Origin of the sequence: Chryseobacterium sp. Y16C, from assembly GCF_022488405.1 — a bacterium.
GTDB classification, from domain to species: Bacteria; Bacteroidota; Bacteroidia; order Flavobacteriales; family Weeksellaceae; genus Chryseobacterium; species Chryseobacterium geocarposphaerae.
The window spans coordinates 4,707,836-4,725,485 of the sequence record NZ_CP092711.1 but is presented as its reverse complement, the minus strand read 5'-3'; the positions used below and the strand labels follow the sequence as shown (position 1 = coordinate 4,725,485).

Here is a 17,650-nt window from a genome sequence, read left to right as displayed (position 1 = left end):
ACAAAACAGGACTGAAAATCAATCCTGTTTGTTTTTTATATTATATTTTATAATTATAATAATTATTCAATATTTTTCACTAGAATCCAGCCCGTTTTTACAACAATTTGTTTGGTTGCAGGATCTTCAAAAGTCACCTGATACCAGTAAGAACCTGTAGGAAGTTTTTTACCCTGGAACAAACCATCCCAATATGGGCGTACTTTTTCAGATTTGTAAACTTCTCTTCCGTATCTGTCGGAAATTACAGCTTTAAAACTATTATATTTACTTATACCTCTGAAATCAATCATATCATTCACATTATCTCCGTTTGGAGTAATCACATTTTTCATGATAAAGGTAAAATACTCTAAAACTCCTACACAACTTGTTTTTTTAACTCTTACCCGAATAGAAACAACCGTATTGTTTGGAATCTTCGTAAAGACATTAGAATTTTGCCAAGTCACACCATTATCTGCAGAATATTCCAACGGTCCATTGCTTGGATTGCTAGCCGTAACAATCAATGTTCCGTCTTCATTATAGTCTACTTTTATAATTTCAGGAACAATTGCTCTAATAACTTCTGTCTTATAGATGTTTGTACAAACGCCATTATCTATGATTACAGAGTATGTTCCCGGCGTTGCTACGGAAATCGTTTGTGTCGTAGCTCCGGTATTCCACAGATAAGTATAATTAGGACCTGCACCCGCATCCAGTGTAATTTGATCACCTTGACAGATCATTCCTCCAGATAGGTTGGAAGCAAGGGCCGGAACCACTTCTACTGTAACAGTAGCCGGTTGTAATGATTTACATCCCTGTGCTCCAATTGCATATACAGAAAATGTTGTGGTCTGCTTTGGAGAAACGGTTTGTACCGGGTTTGTTCCTGTTAAACCACTCACCCACTGGTAAGTTACCCCGTTAGAAGCTGTTAAAGTAACTGATTCTCCCAAACATATTTTTGTTTTTGTAGCCACCAGCTGAGCAACAGGTGTAGCTTCTTTTTTCAATGTTAAGGTAACCATTTTACTACAGAAACCTCCGTTTGAAACGACAACATATAGGACTTGCCCATCTGTTCCGTTATAACTTGCCAAACTTGCATCAGGAATATAACTTCCATTCTGAGCTACCGCATCTGCCTGATTTACATAAAATCTAAAAACCGCACCTGCTGTTGTACTTATCATAGGCTTAGCATCATTTAAATTAAATGTACTTACAGCCGGTGTCGTACAAAGTTTCAACGTTGCATTTTGTGCTGTTGGAGTTGTCCCTCCCACAATCGTCACTTTTGCTTCAACCGGACAGGTATTTCCAGGAATAATCACTTTAACTGTATAAACTCCAGGCGATGTCGCAATATAAGTCGCATTTGTTGCACCCGGTATTAATACTCCATCTTTATACCATTGATAGGTAGCTCCGGTAACACCAGAAACCTGAGCCACCAAAGTCTGAGGTGCATTATCACACACGTTCATACTTGCAGGCAAAGCCACTCCGTTACTATCAACCAGTTTAATACCTATATCAAAAGATCCCGCCTCAAGAAACACGGCAGAGTTATAGATACTATCACGAGCATCTGCTATTACCATTTTTATATGATAAGATTGCCCAGGAACTACTGTTGCTACCGCTGTAAGTTTTGCAGTAATACCGTTAAAGTTGGTTGCATTAGGAGACAGAGAACCAAAATATTGTCCGTTAATAGGCCCACAAGAGAAACTTGCAGGAAGAATATTCGGAACAGAAACAGGTCCTGCACCTCCTGGTAAAATTGCTAAGTTTGTATATGTTGCACCAGGTGTATTAGGCTTCAACAATAAAGCAAAGGCATCGTCATACTGAAGAGGGGGACAAGGATAACTGCCTGTGTATTCTTCTGAAGCAAAAATATAGTTAAACTTCATCTGATTACTGGTAGGCACAAAATCAAATTCCAAAACCCCGGCATTATTAATTGATGTTGTTACACCAGTCGCAGCAATAAGATCCGCATCACTACCACCTCCATTTGAGTCACTCAACACTCCACCCTCCAAGACATTCCCTGCTCTTCTTGCATAACCTGTTGACAAAACGATTCCTTTAGCAAAAGGGAAATTTGAGGTTGCTTTATTAAAGTATCCCCAAAATCGGTTATTATTGGAAAGCGGCTGATTCGGGCTTACCGAAACGTTAGAAATATTAGATCCCGAACATCCTCCGGAATTCCCTACCAATACATCATTCACTAATTGTGTAATCGTATAATTACTTTCCGGATAAGGTGCTACATTCACATCAATGTAATCCCCTGCTTTAGCATTAATCGGAGTTTTTTCTTTTGCGTTAGGAATCCTCTTCTGGGCATAAGAAATAATGCTAAAAAAGAAAAACAGAACGAAACTAATCTTAAAGTAATTTTTCAATCTATAATTTAACATTTTATAATTGTTTGTTCAAAAATACTATTTTTTTTGATTTAAAACCATCTTAATCTGGATAATTAACAACGATATATCAATTTATTTACATTCCAATCTGCTTCTAATTTTGTCCATTTTTAAAATAAAAAAAAGACTAATCTGCAATTAGCCTCTTTAACAAATATATTATTTACAGTTACAGCAATCGGAATAAAATTAATCTTTTTTAAGCTCATCAATCATATTCTGAAGCTCCTGTATTTTATCTTTTAAAGATTTAATCTCATTTTTGTTTGAATTGACATTGCTCTTCAGCATCACTGCTTTTGCTCTTTCACTATGATCCTCTTCGTCCTCATCTTCATTAATTTCTTCAATATCTTCCTGAATATCTTCAATATCTTCATTAATCTCTTCAATATCTTCGCTAATTTCCTCAATATCTTCACTGATTTCTTCAATATCCTCCTGGATATCCTCGATATCCTCCTGAATATCTTCAATTTTTTCGTGGCTCTTATTCACCGACATCTGGATGAAAATGGCAAGATAAATCGCTTCTAAGGAAACCACCGTGGTAAGAATAAGAAGCATTTTATCAAATTCTACAATATGCAATACGGGAAGAAGAAAAGAAATGATAAAAAATAGGGTATGTACAATAAGGGACGGAATAGAACCGATCCACCAAGTGATTCCGTTAGCAATTTTCTCTAAAAACTCTGCTCTTTCATTATATTTTTTCATCTCCTTTTATTTTTATATTAACTCTTTTGTAACCCCTAATCCGAATAATGCAAAATCATATTTTGCAGGATCTTTATCATCCAACTTACGGATGGCAATATCCAGTTCTTCTACTGTTTTCCAGTCATTTTGTGTTCTTGTCACCAAACCTAATTTTCTGGACATATTTCCGGTATGCACATCTAAAGGAATGGATAGGAATTTCTGATCCACATTTTGCCAGATCCCGAAGTCTACGCCACGTTTATCCTTGCGAACCATCCATCGTAAAAACATAATGATTCTTTTTGCAGATGAATTTTTATAGGGTGAACTTACATGCTTATGGCTTCTGTGCTTTTCAGCCCCTAAAAAATTTTGCCGAAACCTTTCGATCCCGTGTTGAAAATTAAACTCAGCATCATTGGTTTTAAATAAATTTTCCAGGCTTTTGTTTTCCCTGTAAATTCTATGGAACTGCTTTACAAAATATCCAAAATCCTCTCCATTAAAGGTACGATGAATACTTTTACCCTGAAGAGTTTTTAAATCTTTCTCAGAGTGATTCAAAACGAAATCATACGGAGAATTCCCCATAATATCCAGCATTTTTTCAGCTGACTTAATAATAGATTTTCTGTTCCCCCAAGAGATCGTAGCCGCAAGAAAACCCGCAATTTCAATATCCTGCTTCAAAGAAAAACGATGCGGAATCTGAATGGGATCATTGTCAATAAAATCAACATGATTATACTGATCTGCTTTTTCATCAAGAAAACTTTTCAGTTCTTCAAAACTCAACTTCATGATATTAAATTTTCACTGTTTCCAAAGCTTTTGGCAAAAATGAATTGGTAAAGACTGTTCTTGCTTCATCTGTAAATACAGTCAGATCTCCGTATCGGTTAGAAAAATGTCCTAAGATCAGCTTTCCAACATCGGCTTTCTGAGCAATGGTTGCCGCTTCCAGAGCCGTTGAGTGTCCTGTATAATCAGCCATTTCCTTTAAATCATGCAGGAATGTGGATTCATGATACAAAACCGTTACATTTTTAATAATAGGAATGACACTTTCCAGATATCTTGTATCACTGCAAAAAGCATACGAAACAGACGGAGCCGGATCAATAGTCAGAATTTCATTTTTCAACACATATCCATCACTCAGGACAAAGTCTTTTCCAGCTTTTATATTGTGATAGTCGCATGTTTCGATCTCACTGTATTTTGCAATCTCTTTCATATTAAGATGGCGTTCCTTAGGTTTTTCCTTAAAAAGATAACCATTACAGTAAATTCTATGATCCAACGGAATAGTATATACTTCTACTCTATTGTCCTCATAAATTTTCTCAGAAACTGCCTTATCAAGTTCATGATAAACCACTTCAAATCCTCTATGGGTTTCTGTAATGGAAAAGATGGTTTCCAGCATATTTTTGATTCCTTTAGGACCATATACATGCAACGGATTTTCCCTCCCTAATAGGCGAAAAGAAGCAATAAGCCCGGGTAAACCGAAACAGTGATCGCCATGAAGATGGGAAATGAATATATGATTGATCTTTGAAAACCTGGCTTTAGCTTTTCTGAGCTGTACCTGTGTGCCTTCACCACAATCGATCAGGAAGTTTCTTTCTTCCATTTCCAACAATTGGGCAGTAGGTGAAGTATTCACCGTAGGTATTGCAGAATTAAAACCTAATATCGTTAAATAAGTACTCAATTTAATAGTGTATTATGACAACAAATGTACAACAGATTTTTAATTTAATCCGGTCATTCTGTTCTTATTATTTGAAGTAAAAGTTCTCTTGAATTCATCCTTTATTAAACAACAAGGAACCCAAAAAATTATTTTTTCACTTTCAGAAAATCCAAAAACAAATCAAGTGCCTGTTTTCTGTGGCTGATTTTATTTTTGTCTTCCGGCTCCATTTCCGCGAATGTTATATTGTATTCTTCAGGCACAAAAATAGGATCATATCCGAAACCTTTGAATCCTTTATTTTCCATCAGCAGATTTCCATGCACCCTTCCGTCGAAATACTGAGCGCCGTTTCCGTCATAATAGCATAAAACCGTGATGAAATAAGCTTTTCGGTTTTCAATACCTTCCATTTCACTCAACACTTTCTCAATATTTTTCGCAAAATCATGATCTCCTGCATAACGTGCGGAAAAAATTCCGGGTCTGCCATCCAAAGATTCAACCACCAAACCGCTATCGTCTCCCAAACTCGGAATTCCTGTTTTTTCGAAACAATATTTAGCTTTGATCAGTGCATTGGCATTGAAAGAATTCCCGTCTTCTATAATCTCATCATGAATATCATAGTCCGTAAGACTTTTTACTACAAACTCATTTCCTAAAATCTGCTGGATTTCTTCCTTTTTATGTATGTTGTGTGTTGCTACTAATAATTCCATATATCTATTTTAAACTAACTTTTTCTATTTTTTTAGTTTTCTAACAATATTTTACATCAACTAAATCTCAGAATAATGCACCTTATACTTTTTCATAAATAAATAATAAAACAATGAAAAAAGTACAATTCCGATTATTGCTATTATCCATTCAGGAACTTTAAAAGCATCTGCAAAACTTTCAGTTTTAGTATAAAAAACCAACACTGAAGAACACAAATTATTAAATGCGTGTAAAAGTATGGGAAGCAACAGCGATTTGGTTTTATAATATACCAACCCCAAAACACATCCCAATAAAGCAGCTCCTACAAACTGCCATGGATTGGCATGTACCAATCCAAATACGACAGAGGCGAAAAGAATAGCTTTCCATGGCTGAACACCTGCATTTATTAATCCTTTCTGAATAATTCCCCTGAAAACAATTTCTTCAAAAACAGGAGCCATGATAACAGCAGTAATGATCATAATTACGGGATCATCGGTAAGCTTGCTCATCAGCTCTTCAAAAAATTTATAGTATTCTCCAAAAAACGGTCCTGTGGTAGGAATCTGGGCGGTAATAAATTCTCCGATAAACATCATCCCAATCATCATGGGAAAAATAAGAAGATAAGTATAGAAATTAGTCGGTGAAAAATTAAAATTGAGTTTTTTTTGAGTCGTCGGTCTTACAATCAAAAAATCAAAAGCAGCAATCATAGAAATAAAAACAACGGCATTGGCTACCATTACAAACCACTCTTTCCCCTGAATACTTTGTTTAAATATCAAATCCCAAAACACCGTTAGGAGCACTATTACAATACTTCCGAAAATATATCCTCCCAACAAAACAAGCCCTCCCAGCCATGTGAATGTATATTTCGGATACCTGCTAACTTCCATAGTTTACAATTAACAATTGAAAAACAAAGATAATCGATTTTATACGAAACACAGCCTAATATTGGTTTTCAAGAATAAAAATCCCAAATCTAGTTAAGAGTTAGATTAATTAAATCACATGGAAATATCCATGTGATCATAAAAATTTATAAATCTTCTTCCAAGCATTTTTTATGAAGTAACTTTGCACCTTAATTTTTTCACATGGATAATTTAGTAAATCGGCCAGAGAATGTTAACTTATCCTTGCTTACTTATGTATGTTTTACTTTTGTAGGATATTTCATCATAGGATTGTCTCTGTCTGTTCTTCCGATTTTTATTAATAAAAGTTTAGGATTTAGCTTAGTGATTGCCGGATTGGTCATCAGCTTACAATATGTTGCCACCTTTTTTCTGAGGGCGTATTCAGGAAAAATCATTGACGGAAAAGGCCCTAAACCAGCGGTTTTATTCAGCATGATCAGTTTTTCTCTAACCGGAATTTTCCTGATGATTGCTTATTATTTTAAATTTTCACCCTACATGAGCCTTTCTTTTTTAGTGATTACCCGTTTACTAACGGGCTGCGCAGAAGGAATGATTGGCGCAAGTCCCATCAACTGGGCAATTATGGCAGTAGGTGAAGAACATACCGCAAAAATTATTTCCTATAATGGTGTTGCATCCTATGGAGCACTGGCAATCGGAGCCTCTTTGGGCGTTACCATTGAACATAAATTCGGCCTTTATGGTATTGGAGTTCTTTCCATCATCTTCGGAATTTTAGGATTTCTTTATGCTAAAATCAAGGAGAATAAAACAAATACCCATCCTCAGGAATCCCAGTCTTTCTGGAAAGTATTGGGAAAAGTTGCCCCTTTTGGAGTATGTCTGGCTTTGGGAGGGATTGGATTTGCATCCATTTCAACATTCATTACTTTATATTATAATCACTTTCACTGGAATAACGGGGCTTTATGCCTGAGTGTTTTCGGAGGATTATTCGTTGCGGGAAGATTAGTTTTCAATAATGTAATTAATAATTACGGGGGAATAAAAGTAGCAATCACTTGCCTTCTGGTAGAAACCATAGGACTTTCGATCATTGCTTTTGCTTCCAATCCAGAAATAGCTCTTATTGGAGCGGGAGTTACAGGTTTAGGATTTTCATTAATTTTTCCAGCATTGGGCGTTGTTGCTATTAAAAGTGTTTCTCCTTCAAGTCAGGGATCAGCATTGGCAGGATACGGGCTTTTTATCGACCTTTCACTAGGCGTTGCAGGACCATTAATTGGCGGAGTCGCAGACATTTACGGGATGAGTTATATTTTCCCTTTCAGTGCCGGAATGGTTTTTATCGGTTTAGGATTAGCATATTTACTTAAGAGAAAATCCAGTTTATAATTAGATCCTTCAAAATCCAACCACAAAAGTCACAAAAGATTTAATACGTAATTTTAATTTTTACTGCATAGAAGCTTACAGAAGTTTTTAAAGCTCTTCGTTTTTTTCTTCTGCGAACTTTATTTTTAATAAGTTTGAAATGATCTCTATTGTGACTTTTGTGGTTACAATAAATTCAATTTTCAGGATTCGACAAAATTCACGATTTTTGCAACTTCAAAATACGATATGTCAGACTTAATCAAAGAAATAGAAAAAAGAAAAACCTTCGGGATTATCTCTCACCCTGATGCCGGAAAAACCACGCTTACAGAAAAGCTGCTGCTTTTCGGAGGTGCAATTCAGGAAGCGGGTGCGGTAAAATCCAACAAAATAAAAAAAGGAGCCACCTCCGACTTCATGGAAATTGAAAGACAGAGAGGGATCTCCGTGGCAACTTCCGTACTGGCTTTTGAATACAGAGATCACAAAATCAATATTTTGGATACTCCGGGTCACAAGGATTTTGCTGAAGATACATACAGAACTTTAACTGCTGTAGATTCCGTAATCGTTGTAATTGACGTTGCTAAAGGGGTTGAGGAACAGACCGAAAAATTGGTTCAGGTTTGCAGAATGAGAAACATTCCGATGTTGGTTTTCATCAACAAGCTTGACCGTGAAGGTAAAGACGCTTTCGATTTGCTGGATGAAGTTGAACAGAAATTAGGATTAACGGTTTGTCCTCTTTCTTTGCCAATTGGTATGGGTAGTGATTTCCAGGGAATTTATAATATCTGGGAGAACAACATTCAGTTATTCTTAGAAGAGAAAAAACAGAAAGTTGGAGATTCTATTAAGTTTGATGACATTAATGATACTTCCATTGACGAAGTGATCGGTGAAAAGGCAGCAAAAACATTGAGAGAAGAGTTGGATTTGGTACAATCTGTTTACCCTGAATTTAACCGTGATGATTATATGAGGGGTGATCTTCAGCCGGTTTTCTTTGGTTCTGCATTGAATAATTTTGGAGTTCGTGAATTATTGGATGCTTTCATCGATATTGCACCAATGCCGCAACCAAAAGAAAGTGATACTCGCTTGGTAAAACCTGAAGAAAGCACTTTCACAGGTTTTGTTTTCAAAATCCACGCGAATATGGATCCGAAACACAGGGATAGATTAGCTTTCGTGAAAATTGTTTCCGGAACTTTCAAAAGAAATGAAAATTACCTATTGGTAAGAGAGGGAAAGAAAATGAAATTCTCTTCACCTAACGCATTCTTCGCAGATAAAAAAGAAGTGGTAGACGAAAGTTTCCCGGGAGATATTGTAGGTCTTCACGATACGGGAAGTTTCAGAATCGGTGATACTTTAACAGGAGGTGAAAAACTCAACTTTAAAGGAATTCCGAGCTTTTCTCCTGAGCACTTCAGATATATTAACAATAATGATCCGTTAAAGGCAAAACAATTGGCAAAAGGGATCGACCAGTTGATGGATGAAGGTGTTGCACAGCTCTTTACACTTGAAATGAACAATAGAAAAATCATTGGAACAGTTGGAGCGCTTCAATATGAAGTTATCCAGTACCGTCTGGAGCATGAATATGGAGCAAAATGTTCTTATGAACCACTTTCTATGCACAAAGCCTGTTGGGTGGAAGCTGATGAAAAATCAGATGAATTCAAAGAGTTTGCAAGATTGAAGCAGAGGTTCTTAGCAAGAGATAAGTACAACCAATTGGTTTTCCTGGCAGATTCTTCTTTCACCATTCACATGACGCAGGAGAAATTCCCGAATGTGAAACTGCATTTTATTAGTGAGTTTAAGAATGCTTAATTAAATAAGAAGCTTTTTATAAATATAATCCGTAGAAAATTCTACGGATTTTTTATTGATCACTAGAATAAATCAATATATATTGAAATAAATAAATAACTTTATGAAAACTATATATTTGAATAATATACAATTGTAAATAAACGGATTATACACCAATGAAAAAACAAAGTATTACGACCGGCTTTCAACAAGTTGACAATTCTCAGCAAGATTTTTTAATACAATTTTTAGAAGATATGGCTGCTACTCCTGTAGTTAAAGAAAGTTTGGAATTACAGATGAATTTACTCGATATAAAACCTGGAGATCATTTGCTTGATGTGGGTTGTGGCATTGGTATCCAGGCAAAGGAAATGGCAAAACGAGTAACTTCTACAGGAAAAGTGATAGGCACAGACATCAGCACAACAATGATTGAAGTTGCTAAAACAAAAAACTATAATACTGGCCTTCCACTCGAATTTTTGAATGCAGAAGCATCTCATCAGCCTTTCCCGGATCATTCGTTTAACGGTATAAGAACCGAGAGAGTATTATTATATATTCCTGATAGCCCAAAAGTGCTTAAAGAGTTCAAAAGGCTTCTTAAACCCGGTGGAAAGGTTGTAATATTTGAATTTTTCTGGGATGGAGCATTAATTCCTCACCCGGACAAAGAACTCACAAGAAAAATCATCCATTATGTTGCGGATAGCTTTCCTAATGGAGATATTGGTAAAAACCTATATTATCAGTTGCGAAATAGCGGCTTCAATAAAGTAGAAATAGAACCCTATTCTTATTATGGTAACAGCGAAGCAATTTTAAACATCGTAAAAAAGCTTATGAAGGGATATTACAACTGGGCATCTCAGATGAAACATTTACCCAATCCGAAATCGATAACTGGTGGAAAGTGTTGGATGAAAAAGTAGAAGAAGGAAATTTCTTTATATCGTTCCAGGGATTAATCGGTTGCGGAACAAATGGCTAAAAATCAGATCAATACTTTACGAATTTATCATTAAGAGACTATCAAGGTCTCTTTTTTATTATCCTATTTTCTTCAACTAAATAAATTCTATTTTGTGAAATATTATTTTGTAAAACAGTAAATATTATTTTACAAAAGCCTAAAAATCAACCAACTGTTAATTTACATAACCAAAACAACTCCTTTACAATCTTTACAAAAGCTTCCCTCTTAATTTTACCACATCGAAAAATTAATGTTATGAAAAAATTCATTTTACTGGTTGCTGTATCAGGCACGTTTATCATGTGTAAAAAAGGAGAATCTGCAGTCTCAAAATTGGAAAACGCTACCCATTCTGCCGACAGTACAATTTCTGCGGCTTCTGAAAAAATTAATGAAATTAGCAATGCCGCCAATACAGTATTAGACTCAGCCGATATTAAAATTAAAGATTTTGAGAATACCAAAGAAAAAGTAAAAGATCAGTTTGAAAATACTTCAAAAATGGTAGACTCTCTTTCCGATAAAATCTCATCGGTAAAACTGGAAACAAAAAAAGAGAAACAGGATTCTGCCAAAAAAGAAGAGAAAATTGTTGTAAATGTCCCAGCTCCGAAAGTCATCAAGGAAACTAAAATCATTTATAAAGATAAACCAAAAAGTGAAAATTTTGAAGTGAATGTTCCAAAAAACAAAATGGTGAAAACTGGTTATTTATCTATAAATGCTAATAATGCTGAAACTGTAAAGGAAATTATAAAAGAAGAAACAATTAAAAATAATGGCTTCATTAAAAAAGAAGAACTTACTTATGTTGCGACGGAACCCTCAAAAGACAAGCCATCAGAAATGACAGATCAAAAAATTTATTATCTTCAGATTAAAGTTCCAATACAGAATTTTGACTATTTGATGGACGATTTAAGCAATAATATTAGCGATATTCAAAATAAAAACGTAGAAGTAAAAGGTAACAATTATTCTGGCAATACAATTTGTGATATTACAATTTCTATTATGGATAATGTTGATAAAACATCAGAAACTTTCGGCGACAAATCTTTCGCTGCCATTTCTTCCGGCTGGAATGTCATCACCTCTATTTTCCTTTTCATCCTTCCACTTTGGCCTTTATTTTTAATTGCTGGAATCGGGTATTATTTTTATAAAAAGAAAAACAAAAATACTCCCAATAGAGATTCTGATTCTCTGTAAGTTAATCTTATGCAAAACTATATATAAAAGTTTGTCATTCTGACAAAGGAAGAATCTCAACTATTCATAAAAGATTTCATTCCTCTTTTGAACTTCGTTCGTAAACTTTCAGTTCATATTCAGAATAACAGCTTTTTAATTTTATTTTAATGCAGTTTACGTTTTAAACTCATCAGTTCTTCTTAAATTTATAATAGAAATGATTTAACAGAAATCCTATTTTAAATAGAGTGGATTAAAAGAAGTAAAATATAATATATTATTAATTTTTGTGGTTCGTGTGAAAGTAAAAAGGCTCCCAATCGGAAGCCTTTTACTATTTCAATATATAATTAAGCAATTACTTTGCAATGCTTCTTGAAATTACGATCTTCTGAATTTCAGAAGTTCCTTCATAGATCTGAGTGATTTTCGCATCTCTCATCAATCTTTCTACGTGATATTCTTTCACATATCCGTATCCACCGTGAATTTGTACAGCCTCGATTGTTGTATCCATAGCTACCTGAGAAGCGTATAATTTGGCCATAGCTCCACTTTCTGAAATATCTTTTCCGGCATCTTTTTCACAAGCAGCCTTAAAGCAAAGCATTCTTGCAGCAGTAATCTGAGTTGCCATATCAGCCAATTTGAAAGCAATCGCCTGGTGATTGATGATTTCAGTTTTGAAAGCTTTTCTAGTCTTAGCATATTTCAATGCCAATTCGTAAGCTCCTGAAGCGATTCCTAAAGCCTGAGAAGCAATACCGATTCTACCTCCGTTCAAAACAGCCATTGCAAAATTAAATCCGAAACCGTCTTCTCCGATTCTGTTCTCTTTTGGTACTTTTACATTGTTAAAGATCAAAGAATGTGTATCACTTCCTCTGATTCCTAACTTATCTTCTTTAGTTCCGATTTCGAAACCTTCCCATCCTTTTTCAACGATGAAAGCATTGATACCTTTATGTTTTTTCTCAGGATCAGTCTGTGCAATTACGATATAGTAAGTAGCAGTACCACCATTGGTGATCCAGTTTTTGATCCCGTTTAGTAAATAATAATCTCCTTTATCTTCAGCGGTCGTTTTCTGAGAAGTAGCATCAGAACCTGCTTCAGGCTCAGATAAAGCAAATGCTCCGATTACCTGCCCGCTTGCAAGAGGCGTAAGGTATTTTACTTTTTGCTCTTCAGAAGCGAATTTTTCAAGTCCTGCACATACCAATGAGTTATTTACAGACATTACAACAGCTGCAGAAGCATCTATTTTTGCAATCTCTTCCATTGCCAAAACGTAAGAAACACTGTCCATTCCTGCACCTCCGTATTTAGGATCTACCATCATTCCCAAAAGTCCCATTTCTCCCATTTTCTTAACCTGTTCTGCAGGAAACTTCTGGTCGCGGTCTCTTTCGATTACTCCCGGTAATAGTTCGTTTTGAGCAAAATCTCTCGCTGCCTGCTGAATCATCAGCTGTTCTTCTGATAAATTAAAGTCCATAAAAATTGAATAATTAGATGGTCGCTAATTTACACTTTTTGAGCAAATCTGAAAATAGAATCGCCAATTAGACTAAATCAAGGAATAAGCCCTATTTTTAAATATTCATCATATATAAATTAAGTTTGAATTATTAAATATATTATGGCATACATTTTATTAATTTCTAAATAATCACTTCCAATTCCCTCAATTAAAAAAAATGCTTATATTTAAAATTATTAATTACACGTAAAGAATCATGACGATCAAGAGATTATTTGACATACCATATCACGCTTTAGAAAAATTTCCAAAATCTGATATGTTTGTGACTAAATATCATGGTGAATGGAAAAAAACATCCACACAAGAGTTTATCAATGAAGGAAATAAGATTTCTCGCGGACTTTTAAAACTGGGAATCAATCCGGGAGACAAGATTGCTTTAATCACTACCAATTCCCGTACAGAATGGGCCATTATGGATTTGGGACTCTCACAAATTGGAGTCGTTTCCGTGCCTGTTTATCCAAGCATTTCACCGGAAGATTATGAATTTATCTTCAACAACGCAGAAATAAAGTATTGCTTTGTCTCTGATAAAGACCTTCTCAGCAAAGTAATGAAGGTAAAACACAATATTCCCTCATTGCAAGGTATTTTTACGTTTGACAATGTAAGCGGTGCTGCCAACTGGAGAGAAATATTGGATTTAGGAGAAGACGATTCCACTCAAATTGAGGTAGAAGACCTTTCCAAAGCTATTAATCCGGATGACTTGGCCACTATCATTTATACTTCGGGAACAACAGGAAAACCCAAAGGAGTAATGCTCACTCATGACAATATCGTCTCCAATGTTTTAGGTTCTATCCCAAGAATTCCTAAAAAAAGAAGCTTAGATTACAAAGACACAAGAGTTCTGAGCTTTTTACCAATCTGTCATATTTTTGAAAGAATGCTTTTCTATCTTTTCCAGTATAACGGATTTTCCATTTATTTTGCCGAAAGCATTGATAAAATGGGAGATAACGTAAAAGAAGTGAAACCTCATTATATGAGTGTGGTTCCAAGACTAGTAGAAAAAGTATATGATAAAATCTACAATACCGGATCTTCAGCAGGAGGTTTAAAATCAAAAATCTTCTTTTGGGCTCTTAATATCATCACGAAAAAGAAAACGGTTTCAAAGCCTTCAGGCCTTCAGGAAATCATTGCCGACAGGCTTGTTTTCAAAAAATGGAGAGAAGGTTTAGGAGGAGAAATCATCACTTTGGTTTCCGGTTCTGCCGCTTTATCCACAAGATTAAATTTAATGTTTCAAAATGCCGGAATTCCTATCCTTGAAGGTTACGGACTTACAGAAACCTCTCCTGTAATCTCTGTAAACAGTTTTGATAAAATGAAAATCGGAACTGTGGGACATCCTTTGGATAACCTGAGTGTAAAAATCCAGGAAGATGGTGAAATCACAGTAAAAGGACCATCTGTATTTAAAGGGTATTTCAAAAACGAAGAAATGACTAAGGAAGCCTTTACCAGTGACGGGTATTTCAAAACCGGTGATATAGGGCTTATCGACAGTGACGGTTTTTTACAGATCACCGACCGTAAAAAGGAAATGTTCAAAACTTCCGGAGGGAAATATATTGCACCTCAAACGATTGAGAATTTAGCAAAAGCATCAAAATTCATCGAACAGATCATGGTGGTAGGTGATGGAGAAAAAATGCCTTGCGCATTGGTACAGCCTGATTTTGATTTTGCAAAAAGCTGGGCAATGAGAAATAATTTAAATATCGGTTCTACTCCTCAGGAAATTGCAAAAAGCCCAGAACTAAAAGAAAGAATTGAAAAAGAAATTGATGGCATCAACGCACACCTTGGGAACTGGGAGAAAATCAAGAAAATTGAATTAACCCCGGAAGTCTGGAGTATTGATGCCGGACTTTTAACACCAACTTTAAAGCTGAAAAGAAAAGCCATTAAAGAGAAGTTTATTGATCTTTATAATAAAATGTATGAACATCACGAATAATACAGAAAACCGCTTCTACTGGAGCGGTTTTTTATTTAAAATTGCACTAATAATATTTGCACGAATGACACAGTTCTATGATCAATAGGAGCGGGCTTTAGCCGCTTTATCATTTGAATTAGCAAAGGCTATAGCCGAAACCCCAATTATAAGTTTTGGCTAAAGCCAAATGAAGAATTTCATATCGAAAACGGGCTAAAGCCCGCTTCTATTGAATAATTTTTTTATACATGATTAACAAAAGAATATTATTTGTGCAATTAGTGTTTAAAAATAAAAAAGCTGCTTCAAATATTGAAGCAGCTTTTTTTATTTTATTTAAAACCGTAATTCTAAATTAGAATTTAATTACTGATTTCATTCTTTCGTTTTCCTCCATTACCAATTCGTCATCAACAAGGATTTTCCCTGAATGCTCATCAATAATGATTTTCTTTCTCTGAGCGATTTCCATTTGTTTTTGAGGCGGAATCGTGAAGAAAGACCCTTTTGGAGCTCCTCTTTCAAGACCTACTACTGCAAGACCATTAACAGAGCTGGTTCTGATTCTGTTATAAGAAGCCAGTAATCTGTCATCGATTTTTGCAGCATATACCTTAGACTGCTCCAGAAGATATTCTTCTTCTTTCTGCGTTTCAGCAATAAGTCCTTCAAGCTCTTCTTTCTTGAATTTTAAGTGATTTTTTAAATCATCGATTTTTGCATTTAATTCACTTAATGTTTCATTTTTATGAGCAATTTTAGCTCCGAATTCTTTGATTCTTTTTTCAGAAAGCTGAATTTCAAGATCCTGATATTCAATCTCTTTACCTAATGCTTCAAATTCTTTATTGTTTCTTACGTTATCTTGCTGAGATTTGTATTTTTCAATTAAAGCTTTTGCATGGTTAATCACTTCATGCTTTGTCTTAATCTGATCTTCCTGATCTTTGATATCTGCATGAAATTTTTCAGCTCTTTTTTCAAGACCTTCGATCTCAATTTCAAGATCCTCTACTTCGATTGGCAATTCTCCTCTTGTATTTCGGATCTCGTCCAATCTAGAATCAATGATTTGCAAATCGTATAAAGCTCTTAACTTCTCTTCAACTGGAATATCGTTGGTTTTTGCCATATATTTAAATGAAATAATTTACCGGGTTTGTTTTCTCAATAGATTTTGAGATTGCAAATGTACTAAATTTTTGTGATAATATTTCAAATAATTGTTGAGTTACAAATTGTTCTGATTCAAAATGTCCTATATCACAAATCATCATTTTTGATTCTGCCAGGAAAAAATCGTGGTATTTTACGTCTCCTGTTAAATACGCATCACATTTTTTTGATAAAGCAGATCGTATTCCGCTCGCTCCGGAGCCACCCAAAACCCCTACTCTTTTAATTTTTTTATTATTAAAATCAGAATGCCTGATCATTTCCAGATTGAATTTTTCTTTCACCAGTTTCAGGAAATCTTTCTCATCCATCGGTTCTTCAAAATCTCCATACATTCCTAATCCGGAATACTGGTTGTCATTTTCTAAACTATAAATCTGATGCGCCACTTCTTCATAAGGATGTGCTGCTTTCATCGCATTGATGATCTGTCCTTTTTTATAATCTTCGAAAATTACCGAAATCATATCTTCATCTGCATTTTCCCTGATATCCTGCTGCCCTGAGAACGGATTTGAACCTTCTATCGGCCTAAAAGTACCGTTTCCGTTGATAGTGAAACTGCATTCATCATAGAAACCTATATTTCCAGCTCCGGCAGAAAAAAGGGCTTCTTTTACTTTTTCGGAATGATCTTTGGGAACAAAGACCGTTAATTGTTTTAAATTATTTTTTTTAGGCTGAAGAATTTTCAGATTTTTTAGTCCCAATTGATTACACATTCCCGCATTAACTCCAAAGAAGTCATTGTCAAAAGCTGTGTGAATGGCATAAATAGCAATTTTATTTTCGATAGCTTTCAAAACAGCCCTTTCAACATAATTTTTACCCGTCAATGATTTTAATCCTGAAAAAATAATCGGATGGAAACACACGATCAAATTACAGTTTTTTTCTATGGCTTCTTCTACCACATTTTCCAGCGCATCATGACACACTAAAATCCCAGAAATTTCGCGGTCAGAAACCCCGCATAAGAGCCCCACATTATCAAAATCTTCTGCCTGATGTATGTGTATTCTTTCTTCAATCTTTGAAATTACATTTCTTAATTTCATTCTATAAATTTTATACCTCAACGAAGATATTAATTTTAACAGAGTTAAACCAAAGTAAAATTAGATTCTGCTTTATTAAAAGATTATAGCAAATTA

14 protein-coding genes are annotated in these 17,650 nt (G+C 35.0%); 5 read left to right on the top strand and 9 right to left on the bottom strand.

The annotated features are described in order from the left end of the window. Nucleotides 1–62 precede the first annotated feature (62 nt). From MKS83_RS21490 to MKS83_RS21465, 6 genes are all read right to left on the bottom strand, one after another. On the bottom strand, nt 63–2,426 hold the full coding sequence (locus tag MKS83_RS21490) for a choice-of-anchor L domain-containing protein (protein WP_240581277.1): 2,364 nt from the start codon (nt 2,424–2,426) through the stop codon (nt 63–65). Nucleotides 2,427–2,624: 198 nt separating this feature from the next. Beyond that, nucleotides 2,625–3,155 (bottom strand): DUF1003 domain-containing protein, encoded by a 531-nt coding sequence (locus MKS83_RS21485; RefSeq protein WP_240581276.1) that lies wholly within the window; start codon nt 3,153–3,155, stop codon nt 2,625–2,627. Between the two features lie 12 nt (nt 3,156–3,167). Continuing rightward, the gene (locus MKS83_RS21480) at nt 3,168–3,941 is read right to left on the bottom strand and encodes a TIGR02757 family protein (protein WP_410679065.1); all 774 of its coding nucleotides are present in this window, start codon (nt 3,939–3,941) and stop codon (nt 3,168–3,170) included. A 4-nt stretch (nt 3,942–3,945) separates the two neighbouring features. Next, a complete protein-coding gene (locus MKS83_RS21475; protein ID WP_240581275.1) occupies nt 3,946–4,860 on the bottom strand; it encodes a ribonuclease Z in 915 nt (304 codons plus the stop codon). A gap of 128 nt (nt 4,861–4,988) precedes the next feature. Next, complete coding sequence (gene rdgB, locus MKS83_RS21470; protein ID WP_240581274.1) at nt 4,989–5,564, bottom strand: RdgB/HAM1 family non-canonical purine NTP pyrophosphatase; 576 nt, start codon at nt 5,562–5,564, stop codon at nt 4,989–4,991. A gap of 60 nt (nt 5,565–5,624) precedes the next feature. Further along, nucleotides 5,625–6,455 (bottom strand): CPBP family intramembrane glutamic endopeptidase, encoded by an 831-nt coding sequence (locus tag MKS83_RS21465; RefSeq protein WP_240581273.1) that lies wholly within the window; start codon nt 6,453–6,455, stop codon nt 5,625–5,627. 204 nt (nt 6,456–6,659) lie between these two features. Here MKS83_RS21465 and MKS83_RS21460 point away from each other — a divergent pair, with 204 nt between their 5' ends. The 4 genes from MKS83_RS21460 to MKS83_RS21445 all read left to right on the top strand — a co-directional run bounded on the left by MKS83_RS21460 (nt 6,660) and on the right by MKS83_RS21445 (nt 11,838). Next, nucleotides 6,660–7,841, top strand: coding sequence for an MFS transporter (locus tag MKS83_RS21460; RefSeq protein WP_240581272.1), 1,182 nt, complete (start codon nt 6,660–6,662; stop codon nt 7,839–7,841). Between the two features lie 228 nt (nt 7,842–8,069). Further along, complete coding sequence (locus MKS83_RS21455; RefSeq protein WP_240581271.1) at nt 8,070–9,665, top strand: peptide chain release factor 3; 1,596 nt, start codon at nt 8,070–8,072, stop codon at nt 9,663–9,665. Nucleotides 9,666–9,823: 158 nt separating this feature from the next. Further along, nucleotides 9,824–10,582: a methyltransferase domain-containing protein gene (locus MKS83_RS21450; protein WP_240581270.1), complete on the top strand. Its 759-nt coding sequence runs from the start codon at nt 9,824–9,826 to the stop codon at nt 10,580–10,582. Between the two features lie 299 nt (nt 10,583–10,881). Beyond that, on the top strand, nt 10,882–11,838 hold the full coding sequence (locus MKS83_RS21445; protein WP_240581269.1) for a hypothetical protein: 957 nt from the start codon (nt 10,882–10,884) through the stop codon (nt 11,836–11,838). A gap of 340 nt (nt 11,839–12,178) precedes the next feature. Here MKS83_RS21445 and MKS83_RS21440 read toward each other — a convergent pair whose 3' ends face one another. After that, complete coding sequence (locus MKS83_RS21440; protein ID WP_100374919.1) at nt 12,179–13,318, bottom strand: acyl-CoA dehydrogenase; 1,140 nt, start codon at nt 13,316–13,318, stop codon at nt 12,179–12,181. Between the two features lie 241 nt (nt 13,319–13,559). Here MKS83_RS21440 and MKS83_RS21435 point away from each other — a divergent pair, with 241 nt between their 5' ends. Then, nucleotides 13,560–15,338, top strand: coding sequence for an AMP-dependent synthetase/ligase (locus MKS83_RS21435; RefSeq protein WP_240581268.1), 1,779 nt, complete (start codon nt 13,560–13,562; stop codon nt 15,336–15,338). Nucleotides 15,339–15,675: 337 nt separating this feature from the next. Here the strand turns inward: MKS83_RS21435 and MKS83_RS21430 are convergent, their stop codons facing one another. Beyond that, nucleotides 15,676–16,452 (bottom strand): zinc ribbon domain-containing protein, encoded by a 777-nt coding sequence (locus MKS83_RS21430; protein WP_100374917.1) that lies wholly within the window; start codon nt 16,450–16,452, stop codon nt 15,676–15,678. A 4-nt stretch (nt 16,453–16,456) separates the two neighbouring features. Beyond that, nucleotides 16,457–17,554: a Nif3-like dinuclear metal center hexameric protein gene (locus tag MKS83_RS21425; RefSeq protein ID WP_240581267.1), complete on the bottom strand. Its 1,098-nt coding sequence runs from the start codon at nt 17,552–17,554 to the stop codon at nt 16,457–16,459. Between the last annotated feature and the right edge of the window lie 96 nt (nt 17,555–17,650).

Bases quoted from the DNA above. Each gene is read 5' to 3' on its own strand.
- MKS83_RS21490 (WP_240581277.1), bottom strand. From the start codon at position 2,426: ATGTTAAATTATAGATTGAAAAATTACTTTAAGATTAGTTTCGTTCTG.
- MKS83_RS21485 (WP_240581276.1), bottom strand. From the start codon at position 3,155: ATGAAAAAATATAATGAAAGAGCAGAGTTTTTAGAGAAAATTGCTAAC.
- MKS83_RS21480 (WP_410679065.1), bottom strand. From the start codon at position 3,941: ATGAAGTTGAGTTTTGAAGAACTGAAAAGTTTTCTTGATGAAAAAGCA.
- rdgB (WP_240581274.1), bottom strand. From the start codon at position 5,564: ATGGAATTATTAGTAGCAACACACAACATACATAAAAAGGAAGAAATC.
- MKS83_RS21465 (WP_240581273.1), bottom strand. From the start codon at position 6,455: ATGGAAGTTAGCAGGTATCCGAAATATACATTCACATGGCTGGGAGGG.
- MKS83_RS21460 (WP_240581272.1), top strand. From the start codon at position 6,660: ATGGATAATTTAGTAAATCGGCCAGAGAATGTTAACTTATCCTTGCTT.
- MKS83_RS21455 (WP_240581271.1), top strand. From the start codon at position 8,070: ATGTCAGACTTAATCAAAGAAATAGAAAAAAGAAAAACCTTCGGGATT.
- MKS83_RS21450 (WP_240581270.1), top strand. From the start codon at position 9,824: ATGAAAAAACAAAGTATTACGACCGGCTTTCAACAAGTTGACAATTCT.
- MKS83_RS21445 (WP_240581269.1), top strand. From the start codon at position 10,882: ATGAAAAAATTCATTTTACTGGTTGCTGTATCAGGCACGTTTATCATG.
- MKS83_RS21440 (WP_100374919.1), bottom strand. From the start codon at position 13,318: ATGGACTTTAATTTATCAGAAGAACAGCTGATGATTCAGCAGGCAGCG.
- MKS83_RS21435 (WP_240581268.1), top strand. From the start codon at position 13,560: ATGACGATCAAGAGATTATTTGACATACCATATCACGCTTTAGAAAAA.
- MKS83_RS21430 (WP_100374917.1), bottom strand. From the start codon at position 16,452: ATGGCAAAAACCAACGATATTCCAGTTGAAGAGAAGTTAAGAGCTTTA.
- MKS83_RS21425 (WP_240581267.1), bottom strand. From the start codon at position 17,554: ATGAAATTAAGAAATGTAATTTCAAAGATTGAAGAAAGAATACACATA.